10 protein-coding genes are annotated in these 13629 nt (G+C 51.0%); all 10 read right to left on the bottom strand.

Annotated elements, in window-relative coordinates:
- Positions 1–28 precede the first annotated feature (28 nt).
- Positions 29–760, bottom strand: a complete 732-nt coding sequence (locus F1593_RS18155; RefSeq protein ID WP_149402984.1) for a class I SAM-dependent methyltransferase — start codon at positions 758–760, stop codon at positions 29–31.
- Positions 745–1809: a glycosyltransferase gene (locus F1593_RS18150; RefSeq protein ID WP_149402983.1), complete on the bottom strand. Its 1065-nt coding sequence runs from the start codon at positions 1807–1809 to the stop codon at positions 745–747. Before F1593_RS18150 ends, F1593_RS18155 begins: the two co-directional genes overlap by 16 nt.
- Positions 1810–1875: 66 nt before the next feature.
- Positions 1876–4647 carry a glycosyltransferase gene (locus tag F1593_RS18145; RefSeq protein WP_149402982.1) on the bottom strand — a complete coding sequence of 924 codons (2772 nt, stop codon included), beginning with the start codon at positions 4645–4647 and terminating at the stop codon, positions 1876–1878.
- Between the two features lie 111 nt (positions 4648–4758).
- Positions 4759–5856 carry a D-glucuronyl C5-epimerase family protein gene (locus F1593_RS18140; RefSeq protein WP_149402981.1) on the bottom strand — a complete coding sequence of 366 codons (1098 nt, stop codon included), beginning with the start codon at positions 5854–5856 and terminating at the stop codon, positions 4759–4761.
- Positions 5834–7300 carry an O-antigen ligase family protein gene (locus F1593_RS18135; protein ID WP_172632229.1) on the bottom strand — a complete coding sequence of 489 codons (1467 nt, stop codon included), beginning with the start codon at positions 7298–7300 and terminating at the stop codon, positions 5834–5836. The genes F1593_RS18140 and F1593_RS18135 overlap by 23 nt, the downstream gene beginning before the upstream one ends.
- A gap of 62 nt (positions 7301–7362) precedes the next feature.
- On the bottom strand, positions 7363–9078 hold the full coding sequence (locus F1593_RS18130; RefSeq protein ID WP_149402979.1) for a polysaccharide biosynthesis tyrosine autokinase: 1716 nt from the start codon (positions 9076–9078) through the stop codon (positions 7363–7365).
- Positions 9079–9141: 63 nt separating this feature from the next.
- On the bottom strand, positions 9142–10287 hold the full coding sequence (locus tag F1593_RS18125) for an SDR family NAD(P)-dependent oxidoreductase (RefSeq protein WP_149402978.1): 1146 nt from the start codon (positions 10285–10287) through the stop codon (positions 9142–9144).
- Between the two features lie 49 nt (positions 10288–10336).
- On the bottom strand, positions 10337–11545 hold the full coding sequence (locus F1593_RS18120) for a DegT/DnrJ/EryC1/StrS family aminotransferase (protein ID WP_149402977.1): 1209 nt from the start codon (positions 11543–11545) through the stop codon (positions 10337–10339).
- Positions 11535–12095 carry a sugar transferase gene (locus tag F1593_RS18115; protein WP_172632228.1) on the bottom strand — a complete coding sequence of 187 codons (561 nt, stop codon included), beginning with the start codon at positions 12093–12095 and terminating at the stop codon, positions 11535–11537. Before F1593_RS18115 ends, F1593_RS18120 begins: the two co-directional genes overlap by 11 nt.
- A 134-nt stretch (positions 12096–12229) precedes the next feature.
- A complete protein-coding gene (locus F1593_RS18110) occupies positions 12230–13612 on the bottom strand; it encodes a glycosyltransferase family 4 protein (protein WP_149402975.1) in 1383 nt (460 codons plus the stop codon).
- Between the last annotated feature and the right edge of the window lie 17 nt (positions 13613–13629).

Raw genomic sequence — 13629 nt, 5'->3', positions numbered from 1 at the left:
TCTGCACCTCTTTCTTTAAAAGATGATTTCACTCTTTTTCATTGTCTCTACTAATTATACCAAGCATATGTGTATTAAATAACCTGCATTGCTGTAATGTGTGCGCCAACCAGTAAGAATGCGGCACCATCATACGTGAAACGGGGGGAGCCAGCGTAATGCGACGAAAATCGAAGCGCACAGCGGATCTGGCAAAAAGCTCTTTCATGGTGCGCATACTTACCCCTTGTACGGCTGCATTATGCGGATTAGAATACAAAAAATCGTAGAGCAGTATTACGCCACCAGGCTTGCGTACCCGCCACATCTCCTCCACAATCTGCTGGCGCAGGGCTGTATCTAGAATAGAGCTAAAGACCACAAAGCTCATCACCAGATCGAAGCTTTCGTTCGCATAGGGCAGTTGATGGGCGCTACCAACGCGCCAATCGATAGCGGGATTCAGGAGTTTGGCCTGCTCAATCCGTGGCGGCATCAAGTCGATCCCAGAGAGATTGGATGGCACAGCTCCGTAGTCCAGGAAACGCCGCAAATAGCCCCCACTGCCACAACCAACATCGAGAATCTTCATATCCAACAAGGATGTCAGGCCATGCTTTTTCAGGAGAGCCAGCAGATGGCGCTCGAGATCGTGAATATGGAGCAGTGCGGCCTCATTGAAATAGCTATATCGTTCCGCATAGTAATTGTTATGGGCACGCCGTGTATATTCGCCTTCCAGCCGGGCAAGCTCTTGCCCCACCTCTATTTGTTTCTCCATATTCCTCCTTCTTGCCTCCCTCCACGCAAAACCCCTGCGACACTTGTGTGTCGCAAGAGCGCATGATAGAGTAATTCCAACTCATCTGAAAGCGCGCTGCTACTGTGATAACTGCTAATCCATTGCCGTGCCCGCTGTCCCAGGATACTGGCTTGCGCTGGATGCTGATAAAGGTGCTCAAGCTGTGCCTCTACCTCATCAGCCGTCATGGCCTGACACAATGGTGGAGGTAGAGGATAGGCATCTCGATAGCGAAAGGAGCAAATGACCGGTTTGGCACAACTCATCGCCTGTAGTTCAGCCAATCCCAGAGAGCCCAACACAAACTGGCCCACAATGACATCCGCTGCTACGATCAAGCGCTGGGCCTGCGCCGGAGGGACCAGCGGCACAAACTCATATTGCCCTCCATATTGCTGTCTGTAATGTTCCTTCAAGGGCCCCCAATCGAGAAGGCGCACCCGCACATCGGGATGGTGGCGAGTAAATTTTGCAATCCCAGCCAGGGCAACTTCAGATCCTTTCTGGGGGTCCAGACGCGCAAAGAGCAGGATTGTCCAGGGCCGGGCTGCCCTCCCGGCGACGATCTGCTCTGGTAGAAAGTGCGCGGTATCAATGGGCGCAGGCGAGAAAATAGCATCGGGGCGTACACTACGCACCACCGGTAACAGATCAGGCGTGATACAGAGAACTGCGGCAGCCTGCGCGAAGGTTCTGGTCAGCACGCGACCGAACAATGGATGCGAGAGACGCTCCCGTACATCAGAGCCATGACAATGGATCACAACGGGAATCTCACTAAAGGTACTGAATACACCATAACTGGCCCAGTGGATATGTACCAGATCAAAATGCCTGGCGCGGAATTGGGAAGCCGCACGCGCCATCGTCAGGGCACGCCATGGTAACAGGGATACCTTGATCGGTAACCGAGCACCAGCACCACGCTGATCCGGCTCATAGACCGCAGTAGTATGGCCCCGCTGCGCGAGTTCTCTGGCATAGGTACTGGCAATATTATTAATGTTATGGACTGAGAGGATGCGCATCGTATCTCCAAAATACTCTTTTTCACACTGCCCAAAAGCCCGACGACACTATACCTATAGAAGGCTTCACGATAAGGATGAGGAAGACAGGGGACAGCACAAAATACTTTGATATAATCGAACTACCTGCCACTGTTCCTGTTCCCAGCAGAGATCCCTGCGTGCGGCTGACAGCGCATTAGCCCGCATACGCTCAAGGGTAGTGCGATCTGCCAGCATAGCTTCAATCGCCACACCAATCTCAGCAGGAGACAGTGAGGGGACAATCTGCCCCACTTCGTAGTCCCTGAGCATTGCTTCGACCGCATCCAGGGAAGATGCCAGCACTGGCAAGCCCGCCATAAGATATTCAAAGAGCTTGTTGGGCAGACACCAGCGAATGCTCAATGAATAATCAGGGGAAAAGAGCACCAGCCCAATGTCGGCTGAAGCGGTCCACTGCAACAACTCCTCATAAGGCACGGCAGGCAGGATTTTGACATGCTCCTGCATCTCTTCACGCGCTATCAGGTCATCCAATTGCTGGCGTGTGGCTTCATCGGCCCAGCCCAGCAGAACAATCACGGTATCAGGCTTCAGAAAAGGAGCCGCCATAACCAGCATTTCCAGACTGCGATCAGCCTGAATATTCCCCTGATAGAGCACAATCCGTGCCTCTGGTCCCAATCCAAGCCGTTGCCGTAAACGGTCACTTCTTGTAACCTCTTGATAGGTCGGAAAGTTGCGCACCAGGGTTATCTCTGGCGCATGATACAGCGCACATAGAGCCTGCCCGATAGGTGGGGAGACCGTAATGACTCCGGCGCAGCGCGGCAAAATATGTGTCAGCAGACCTTTGAATATCCAGCTAAAACGCCTCCAATGGGGCGACATGTTTGACATCGGTAATTCATGAGCATCGAAAATGAGCGCTTTCTGTCGTAAACGTGCCGCAATATAGCAGGCGGGAAGTGCCGAGATGTCATGTGCATGATACGCATCAGCCCTGATAGTCAACAAGCGGTAGACGCTGTAGAGAAGCAGGCGTACTTTGAATGGAGTCCGCAACAACGGCCACATTGACTGTATAGGAAAGAGATGCTCGATATGGATACCCATTCTTACTTCATGCGCGGGACAGGTGCGCACGCCTTCTATATCCACAATGGTGACGGTGCATCCTGCCTGAACCAGCGCAGTCGCCTCGCGCAACACGCGCATGTCAGACCGTACAGAGCCCCGGATGTGCATCACAATCTGCCTGCCGACCAGCAATGTTTGCTGCTGGAAAACCTCATCCGCAGACATATCTACGGGCTGATACTTACTTAGCGCAACATCCCGGCTAGCTTTATAACTGGCGTGCTGCGCCTTAGCTGGAAACAAGCCAACCACAAGCAGGATAAGCGCATAGAGCATAACGCTCAGACTATCTATTCCCACAGTAAGATAGATTCCCTGCCGTCGAACCAGCAGGCTGCTGCCCAGATAGAGTGCCACACCGGGCAAGAGCGCCAGCACAAAACGTCCCATTTCAAAGGCAATGGGATAAATCTTTTGATTGACGATATACGCCGACAGCGCCAATACAATATAGGCAATCAAGGTTGACAGCGCCGCTCCCATAGCTCCATAGCGCGGAATCAGACATAGGTTCAGGAGTAGATTAGCCACTGCTGCCAGCGTCGTAAACACGCTATTCATCCAGGTCTTGCGCTGGATATTAGCCCCAATCATAAAAAAATGATAGATACCATAAAAGACAATCGAAACTGACACGATAGGAATAACAAAGGCAGCCGAGGAATAGGTGACAGGGAAAAACCAGTGCAGGAGGAGGATGCCCAGACTGGACAGGCTGAAGGCACTGAGCAAAAGGAACAATCCAAACCACCGAAACACCATCTGGAAAATATGGGCTGCATTTTTACTTCTGGCAATCGAGAACATCGTTTTGGGCCACGCCAGCGTAAATGGTCCCATGATCACCACGGAAATCACTGTCCCCAGCGTATAAGCAACGCCATACCTGGCCGTCTCGGCCAGCGAACTTAAACGGCTCAGCAGATAACGATCTGAGAGTTGTAATATCCAGTAGGAGACCACGCTGATAATCAGGGGCATACCAAAGCCTAACAGATTGTGGGCAATATCCAGGCGTACCCGTATTCCTACGCGAAAAATGATCATTGAGAGGGTAAACAGCACGACACAGCTATAGCCAACTCCCGTTGCCAGCAAAGAACCTGCAATACCCTGATGCAAAAAACCGACCAGCACAATATTCGCCAGCAGCATGGTGAGCATATTGCCAATCGAGAGCAACGAGTAGAACAAAGCGCGGCTTTCGGCCCGCAACCAGGCAAAACTGGGCACCGCAAGGTTCTGAACGCAGATGACACCAGCAGCGATGATAATCAGCCTGCTTTGTGAAGCATGCTGGAGTAAATGGCTGGCTAAGAAAGGAGCCGCACTGACTGTCCCGATGATGGTCAGGAGGGAGGACAAAAAGAGCAAGACGGTCATAGTAGATATGACACAACGCTTCTCACTCTGCGTGGTATAGTCATAATTATAGGCGCGAAAAAAGGCAGCCCCCATGCCAAGTTGTGTGACGCCCGCGACCAGTCCAATGATCGTATTCAGGAGTGTGAGGATGCCATAATCAGTTGTCGAAAGGATATGGGTCAAAAATGGCGCCAGTAGCAGAGAGATGAAAGGGGTTACTACTGAGGCCAGAGCATATACGCCTGAAGATTTGATAAATCGCCACATCTCTGAGACCTGTCCCTCCGACTGCTCAAGCACGAGAGGCAATGCTTCCATAGTCGTTAATCTCTGCTTTTCCAATATATTCATGCTAATTTCCCTTTGCTACAATCTCTAGTGGTCTGTTACTCTTCATTTGAAGGAGTGCCGCCTGCAGCGGCAGGAATGGGTGAGAGACTGGGGCACAGCCCCAGACCCCAGTCAAGGGGCTTGCTGCCCCTTGCATCCCCGCTTTTCAAATGAACGGTAACGCAGTACCAGGCTTTGAGCCACTCCTTCTTTCTGTGTCATGCGCTCGATAACATGCTGGAATCCACGACGATAGCGGAGCCAACGGCTGATGATGAAATATCTCAGCAGGCAACTGCGCTTCTGTTGATAGCTATCCCAACGGGCCGCCAGGGCAACGCAATGCTCGCAACCCGAAAAGCGTGCCAGCGCGGCCAGCAATGTAACATGCAATGCCTGATAGAAGAGAGGGGAAGGCACATGAAAACGGAGGTCATAACACGACCAGTAGCCCAGATCAAATTCATCCAGCAGCGCATGCAGGGTTGTCAGGCTGCGCTTAATAAGCTGATCAATGTCCTGGTCACGTGTGTATGCCACGTAGTCATATAAGCCAAAGAGGGCCAGTAAGTAACCATTCAATACATGCGCAGCGGGATAACTGGCGACCTCCTCAAAGAAGATACCATCTTTTCCAACCGAAACAGCTACGCCACCGTCACAGATCTCTTGTTGAAAAGTACGCACGGCACGTTGCGCGCTCTCCAGAAAGCTCTTGCTGCCAGTAACCTGATACGCTCGCACCAGGACAGAAATAGCATTACCCTGCGTAAGGGCTGAGAGCCATTGTGGAGGGGTATTGTACTCACACACAGGGAATGGAAGCGGCCAGCCACCCGCGCCATCCGTCAGGGGCATCTCATGCTCAACCAGCCAGCGGGCCTGGATTAAGAAGGCTTCTTTGCAGTGCTCACCGCTTCCTTTGAGGTAAGTATTCCATTGCGCCAGCGCATATTGCGCGATACTGGTAGGATGATGGATGGAGGGCAGATCTTTTCCTGCCGCTCGATTATAAAGCACGCCGTGTTCATCTAACGTCCCAAAGGGCAAGGCGAGCAGAGAGTCCATATCCAGAGCATATGGTATCAACCTGGTATCCCTGATCGGTAAAGAGGTCAGCGTATAGCGCGGTTGCGTCAGTTCATGTTGCCAGAGTTGCCATTCAGCAATCAGAAAACGGAGCACCGGAAGGGATTGCCAGCGTTTACTACGTTGCATGTGTAAGCTCATGGGTAATACCTTTCTCGTTATCCTTGTTCTTTTCGGCGCTCAGGAGCGGCGAGGAAATAAGGCCCAGGATGAGCCAGCCACAGGCCGCCAGTGGAGGAAGCGTCCAGGCGTTCACGCTCAGACTATTCGTACTCAAGGCGATAATGGCCGCAATGCCTCCTCCCAGCAAGGCACTCTGTTTGCTATCAATCCGTCTCCAATTGCACAGCGCCCGTCCTAGAGCATAGAGAATAAGTCCGACAAAACATGCCAGCACGGGCAGACCCGCCATTGCGCCTAACTCAAGATAGGAATTGTGGGGATGTGCCAGCAGCCGATATTGTTCCGGTACCCGGTAAGGTTCGGCACGGCGCATATACGCCTGGAGCCCTAATCCAATACCTGTAAATGGATGGGCCTGGATCACGCGCATAGCGGTATGCCAGGCTCCATTTCGCAGCATGAGCGTAGTGGGATCTGATCCGTGTCGCAAGAGGAGCGCAATTTGTTCTGGAAACAAGATCAGCAAGATCAGCGCTCCCATTATGATGAACAGAGCTATACCAATCCGATAGTGCATACGCCTGGACAGCAGGACAAAAGCCAGAATGCCCACGCCGGTACTGGCCCATGATCCAATGCTATACGTAAAAAGGAGCGCTGGGAGAATGATCAGTGCTTGCGTCAGATAAAAGATCTTGCCCGATAAACGCAGACAATCAAGGCACAGGCCCAGAGGAATACAGAGCAGGGTCGCAAAAAAAGCGCCATTCCAATCTGGATTCACGAAAAATGAGCCCAGGCGATATACATTGCTCCCCTGGAAAATGTTGTAGTTAGAGACGCTTGCCAGTGAGATATCAAAGCGTGTGGTTCCCAACAGCAAGATGCCTGTCCGATCCTGGATAATAGTAATGATTGCCAGACAGGTAGCAAGAGCCGCCAGGATTTTGAAAAAGCGGCGCAGACGCCTGACATCTCGGGCCAGTACTGTGCCCAGCCAGAACATCAAGAAGGCTCCACAGACGATATTGGGATAATAAAATGCCGCATCATAGCGTGTAAGCGATCCTTCCAGTGCAGGGAAAAGAGCCAGCACAAGATAGAGCATCCAGAGCCACAGGGCACACGGTTTACTCCAGTTGTACTGAGGGGAGCGTGCCAGAAAGAAGATGAGAAGCAAGGCACCGGTCAACACAGGCGTGAGAAGCAAGTGTCCCTGATACCAATCAACATACAAACTCAGCATAAGCAAGGCAACAGCGATCCATTCATCCTGTCGCAACAGAAGCAAAATCAGCAGCACGCTCGCGCTAATGACAAGGATGGGAACAAACAGACCAATAATCCCCACCGCCATGCCCAATCCTAAAGTAAGCAGGATGACGCCAACCACAACGAGAGAAACCGCTGACGCCAGGATATGTCCATGCTCACCCCTGGTCATTCTTGCTGGCACATGCATCTTTACCACCTCCCAACTTTTCCATTCTTCCCAAACTCCATCCATAGCAGAGCGTAGCATACTCAACTTTTCCGTCCAGTACGGGCTAAAAGCTGTACCAGTGGAGAAGCGCCTGGACGTTCCTCGTCCTCAGACAGATCATCCTCGGCTCGGTAGTAGCTGTAGGGCAAATCACGAGGATTGCGGTGCTGCTTATTGATCACACAACCAAGCACACAGGCTCCTGTATGCGCTAACTGCTCCTTGATCTGTTGCAGGTTTCGGCGCTTCACTCGCGTAATATCCGCCACCACGATGGTACCATCCACTTTAGACGCCAGAATGCTGGCATCTGCTAATCCAATAAGAGGGGGAGCATCAAAAACAACCATTTCAATATCGCTGCCCATCACGCTAGCCAGAAAGGTATTCATTGCAACTGAATCCAATAGCTCCGAAGGATTAGGAGGCAGTGAGCCAGCAGGCATCACATAGAGATTGGGAACATCCACTGCATGTATGTAAGAGTCCAGACACAGATGAGAAGCAACGGACGAAGATGAGCAATGTAGCTTTTGAGCAGGATGAGAACAGGCTACAACCGCATCGCTCAGTCCTCGGGTAGTTTTTGCCAGGCCAAAACGCTCATGCAAGGTTGGATGGTACAGGTCTGCGTCAATCAGCAAAGTTTTCTTCTCAGTCTTTGCGATAAAGATGGCGATATTGGAGGCAACTGTGCTTTTGCCGTCATAAGGCAGTGCGCTTGTCACCACCAGTGAACGCACAGCTCGATCAACTGTTAAAAAGCCAATATTCATACGCAGGATGCGATATGCCTCGGCGTTAATGCTGTTAGCCCGAGGATTTATCAACGAGGCGCGAGCACCCTTCAGCTGTTCGACATACCATACCACCGTAAGAATAGGTAATTTCAGCAATTGGGCGATGTCATCAGGTGTGCGTACACGGGTATCCAATTGCTCCAGGAGAAGCGCCAGCGCCAGACCAAAGGCCAGCCCAACCACCAGACCAAGGACGGTATTGAGCATGACCTGTGGCCGTATGGGACTCAGAGCAGGTTGTGCAGGTTGTGCCAGACGCAGAAAGTCACGACTCTGCGCATTGGAAATCTCCAACTGCGTGAGCATAGATTGCGACTGGTCGTAATGTTCCTGTAAGCGATTAGATTGATTTTGTAATCCAGTAATTTGCACCTGAAGTGTGGCAACCTGTAACTCAGTGCCGGGCCGGCCTTCCAGCTTTGCAATTTGCAACTCCAGCGCATTGATCTTGTTAGCAACAGCACTGACGCGCTTATTAGTGTCATCAATATCTTGCTGTAATTTTTGTTGTGAGAGCGCATTTTGCTGCAGTGTCTCTTGCGATTGTTGCCTGATCAAAACGTTGGCGATATCGTTCGCCAGATGGGCAGCCCGTGCAGGCTGTATATCCTGCACATCAATCTTAAATAGTTGCGTGTTCAATTCAGCGGTGGCAGTCGTCTCTCTGGCAAGCTGAGCAACGGTTAAATCGCGATCATGCGAGACAACTTCACGCAAAACCGGATTACTGGTAGCCAGCGCAGCTTCAGTTTGTACGAGCTGATCGCTTGCCAGCAAATTGTTATAGTCAGCAGAATCACTCTTCCCATGAATATTGACACGTACGAGGGCAGTGGATTGATAGACCGGCGTGAGCAGGCGGCTGCCAACATATGCACCCAATCCAATCAGCACCACACTCGTTACGATGAGTTTCCATTGCTTTAGCACGATGAGCCAGTAATGCTCAAGTGTCATTACATCATCTCCTTCAAATTGCGCTGTTCCAGAGCCTAAAAATTGATTGTCAGCGCCTGACAATTACGGTACCGTTATCAGATCAGGTTGAAGCACAATATCAAAGACATGCTGCCGCAGCTTTTCATTGTCTTCAGTGAGAAGATAACTATCCAGGCGCTTTACCCATTGCGCGATAGTCCTAGAGTCTGGCACAACATCGCTACAGGTGACACAAAAGATCTTGCCCTGGCTTGTTGGCTTCAACTGCTCATGCGTGGCGGTTAGCGTCTCATGTAAACGTTCACCCGGACGTAAGCCCGTATAGACAATATCTATCAGGCGTTCTGTCTCTGCGCTATACAAATGAATCATTTTGCGCGCCAGGTCTATAATACGTACTGGTTTGCCCATATCCAGGAGGTAAATCTTGCCAGCCTCCGCCAGAGCAGCGGAGAGGATAGTTAAGTCACAGGCTTCAGGAATGGTCATGAAATAGCGAGTAGCCTGTGGATCAGTCACCGTTACCGGGCCACCATTCTCAATCTGCTGCTTAAAAATCGGCACAACGCTGCCACGACTCCCGATCACATTTCCAAAGCGGACAGCGCAAAAACAGGTTTCATGGTATTCCTGCCGGGCTAACGACTGGATAACCATTTCGCCAAATTTCTTGGTGGCTCCCATGATACTGATAGGATTGGCAGCTTTATCGGTTGAGATAAAGACAAAACGCTCGACCTCGTATTTCTGGGCCAGCCTGCAAAGATGATAGGTGCCAAGCGCATTGGTACGTATGGCCTGGTCGGGATACATCTCCAGCAATGGCACATGTTTATAGGCGGCTGCATGAAAAATGATACACGGCCGCTTTCTGGCAAAGAGCGATTCCATACGAAAAGCATCGGTAATATCGCCAATCTGTAATTGGAGATGATGACTGCGCGGATGAGAGCGGACACTCTCAGCCAGGTCAAACAATCCTGTTTCATTAGTATCCAGCGCAATCACCAGTGCTGGTTCATACTCAAGCAATTGGCGGCAGAGTTCCGAACCAATCGATCCAGCGGCCCCTGTAACCAGGATAATTTGTCGGTGCAGAAAAGCGTGGGACGTTGCGGATTGCAGGGGCACAACATCTCGATTGAGCAAATCTGTAACATCTACGTTGATCTTATCTGAATTCCGTCCATCCTTATGGGGAAAGCTTCGCGAAAAATCCATCATCATCCACCTATACTTATCTCTACTAACACACGAATGTACTTTTACTACTTTTTCACTTTTTGGATGCTTTTATGATGTCAGTCACTGCTTCGATGACGTCCGAGACATCCTCATCAGTCATGCCGGGATAGATAGGGAGAGAAACAGCCTGTTGATATGCCTGGAATGCGACAGGAAAAGATTCTGGGGTCAACTGGTAGCGGTCACGATAAAAAGGTTGGATATGCAACGGGATGAAATGAACACTCGTCCCGATCTGTGTTTCCGCCATAGCCTGAATGAAAGCCGCGCGCGTGATGTTGAGGCTTTCGAGCCGTAAACGAAGCAGATACAGGTGCCAGGCATGAACGCAATGGATGGGATTCGGAGGAGTAATGACTTCAGGCACACAGGAAAAAGCCAGTGTGTAACGCTGAGCGATTTCCTGACGTCGTTGCAAAAGCCAGGTGCTACGAGCCAGTTGGTGTAATCCCAGGGATGCAGCAATGTCGGTCATGTTGTACTTGTAACCTGCATCTACAACCTCATAATACCAGGAACCACCGGCGGCATAGCGTTTCCAGGCATCATGGCTAATACCATGCAACGCCATCACAGCGGCCCGCTGTGCATATTCAGGATTCGCCGTGGTCAGCATGCCTCCTTCACCGGTGGTCAGGGTCTTGGTGGCATAGAAACTAAATGCCGTCAATTCATTGATAGAGCCTACGCGCTGTCCTCGATATGAGGCAGGGAAGGCATGCGCAGCATCTTCAATCACTGGCAGGCCATGAGATTCCGCGATAACCCGAATCGCGTCCATCTCGGCAGGGAGGCCTGCAATATCCACTACAATGATGGCCCGCGTACGAGCGGTGATGCTCTTTTCGAGCTGAAGCGGATCTAGATTGCAGGTTATAGGATCAACATCGACAAAAACTGGATGCGCCCGACAATGGATCACGACTTCAGCAGTAGCAGTAAACGTATAGACGGGCACAATGACTTCATCACCTTCCTGGATACCAATAGCATCCAGAGCCAGATGCATCGCCGCAGTAGCAGAATTCACCGCAACAGCATGCGGAACGTCAACATAGTGGGCAAACTCTTTTTCAAAGCGCCTGGTCTTTAATCCAGTAGTTAACCATCCAGAACGCAAGGTATCCACAACCTCATCAATCTCTGCCTGCGTGATATGTGGTAGCGCAAACGGAAGCCAGGTTGTACGGGGCAACTTTTTGCTGACTTGAACAGCTTGAGAAACACTTCTACCTTCCATGTCGCAATAACACCTCTCCCATTGTCCTGAAAAGAATCAGTACATCCAATCGAAAAGATTGATGTTCAACATAATAAAAATCGTATATGAGTTTGGTCTCTTCATCCTGGAGGGTATCGCCGTAGTGATGCATAACCTGTGCCAACCCGGTTAAGCCCGGCTTGACCAGTAAACGCTGACGATAGCGTGGCACCAGCGCCTCCAGTTTTGTAGCACAATCTGCCACCTCTGGTCTTGGCCCGATCAAGCTCATTTCACCACGCAAAATATTTATCACCTGAGGAATCTCATCCAGATGCGCTGCGCGTAGCAAGCGTCCCATACGCGTCACTCGGGGATCATGGCGGGCAGTCCAGGCAAAATGTGCGGTCTGCTCTTGTCTGACATACATAGAACGCAACTTGTACATACGAAACGTGGACCCTTTGTATCCCAGGCGCTCCTGCGTATAAAAAATCGGTCCGGGCGCATCGATATAAATAAGCGCAGCCAGCAATGGGAGAAACAACAGCAACAACAACAGGCCAAGGCTGGCAAAAAAAACATTCATAGCGTAATACCAGCAGAGATAGCGGAAGGATATTCTTCCCTCCTGGCCGGAGAACATTTCGAATTGCTCATCTTGCTTTACGCATGTACATGTTGTCCCTACCTCTTTCAGCAAGGTCTTTTGGGGTTTAAGGATCATATAGCACTGCCCCTATCGCGTGAACCGCATGCGCTACTCAATGGCTCAGTCTCTGGCAGTTGGAATGGAGCGCTGTCAGCAAGCCATTCATGATATGGTGTGGTATCATTTCTATGCAGAACCGTCATAATCTGCTGATGGAGTTTTTTCACCAGCTGGTTACGGTCAAAATGCTGCTCAACAAATGCACGGCCTCGCTGCCCGAGTACTTCAGCTTCAAATGGATGCTCATGCAAGTAGAGGATGGCATCAGCAATGGCAGCCGGATTTTCAGGTTCGGCATAAATGGCTGCTCCAGCTTCCTGAATCGCGACCCGGCAGGCTTCTCCATCCACAGCGAGGATAATAGGGCGAGCGCAAGCCATCGCTTCATACATCTTTACGGGTAACACACCTTGAAAAAGAATGGCCTTACTTGCAGTCGCCAGGCACGCGTCTGAGGCGGCTAATAGCAGCGGGATACGCTCATAGGGTTGCGGGTCCAGAAAAGTGATATTGCTCAGCCCGCGTCTTTGCGCATCAGCCATTAAAGCCTCTTTCTCTGCCCCATCGCCAACTAAGATAATACGGATATCCTTACAAGCGTGCAAGCGCTCAGCCGTATCAATGATCGCCCCTAATCCATGGGAAGGACCGTGGCTACCCGCATACAATACAGTAAAGCGGTTATCCCAAGCCAACTCGGCCCGAGCCAGTGCTTTTACACTGGGACAAAAGGTTGTACAGTCAACTCCATTGGTCACCACAAAAATATGGCTGGCAGCCAGTCCGCGTTGTAACAAGATAGCCCGCAATCCTTCAGTGACAACCCAGACAAGCGCTGCACGTTGATATGTCGTCCACTCCAGCCATTCGGCCAGGCGGATGAGTAGACGATTGCGCAACATACCCATCTTTACCGCGACCTCCGGCCAGAGATCAGCCACCGTAAAGATAAAGGGACAGCGCTTCCAGGAAGCTAGCAGGCGTCCCGCAATAGCATTAAAAAGTGGCGGGGACTCAACAATAATCACATCCGGCTGCCCGACGGCGCTCCCCCCAAGGAAAGGGGCGACACATCCGAAGGAAAGCTGCGCCAGAATACGGCGCAAAAAGCCTCGATTGGGACTGATATAGCTCCAGACGCGCACAATAGTAATGCCATCTTTTTGCTCACGTAACTGTCTATGACCACGATACGCAAGCGGGACAACACCAGAAGGAAAGTTGGGAAAAGTCGTGAGCACAGTCACCTGATGCCCCAGGCGCACCAGTCGTAGCGCCATCTCATGGATACGCATGGCTGGCGGAGTTATTTCCGGTGGATAATAGGGCGTAACAAATAGAATATGTGGCACTTTCTCCTTCTCCTCATCATCGCTTGCTAAAGCAAGTTGCATCACTTCATGCTCTTCGA

The sequence above is a fragment of the Dictyobacter arantiisoli genome (assembly GCF_008326305.1).
In the GTDB taxonomy this organism is placed as follows: Bacteria; Chloroflexota; Ktedonobacteria; order Ktedonobacterales; family Ktedonobacteraceae; genus Dictyobacter; species Dictyobacter arantiisoli.
Note: the sequence above shows the minus strand (reverse complement) of the source record. Positions and strands in the feature narration are given on the sequence as shown.

Coding starts and splice junctions, on each gene's coding strand:
- F1593_RS18155 (WP_149402984.1), bottom strand. CDS start 760: ATGGAGAAACAAATAGAGGTGGGGCAAGAGCTTGCCCGGCTGGAAGGC.
- F1593_RS18150 (WP_149402983.1), bottom strand. CDS start 1,809: ATGCGCATCCTCTCAGTCCATAACATTAATAATATTGCCAGTACCTAT.
- F1593_RS18145 (WP_149402982.1), bottom strand. CDS start 4,647: ATGAATATATTGGAAAAGCAGAGATTAACGACTATGGAAGCATTGCCT.
- F1593_RS18140 (WP_149402981.1), bottom strand. CDS start 5,856: ATGAGCTTACACATGCAACGTAGTAAACGCTGGCAATCCCTTCCGGTG.
- F1593_RS18135 (WP_172632229.1), bottom strand. CDS start 7,300: ATGCATGTGCCAGCAAGAATGACCAGGGGTGAGCATGGACATATCCTG.
- F1593_RS18130 (WP_149402979.1), bottom strand. CDS start 9,078: ATGACACTTGAGCATTACTGGCTCATCGTGCTAAAGCAATGGAAACTC.
- F1593_RS18125 (WP_149402978.1), bottom strand. CDS start 10,287: ATGATGATGGATTTTTCGCGAAGCTTTCCCCATAAGGATGGACGGAAT.
- F1593_RS18120 (WP_149402977.1), bottom strand. CDS start 11,545: ATGGAAGGTAGAAGTGTTTCTCAAGCTGTTCAAGTCAGCAAAAAGTTG.
- F1593_RS18115 (WP_172632228.1), bottom strand. CDS start 12,095: ATGAATGTTTTTTTTGCCAGCCTTGGCCTGTTGTTGTTGCTGTTGTTT.
- F1593_RS18110 (WP_149402975.1), bottom strand. CDS start 13,612: ATGCAACTTGCTTTAGCAAGCGATGATGAGGAGAAGGAGAAAGTGCCA.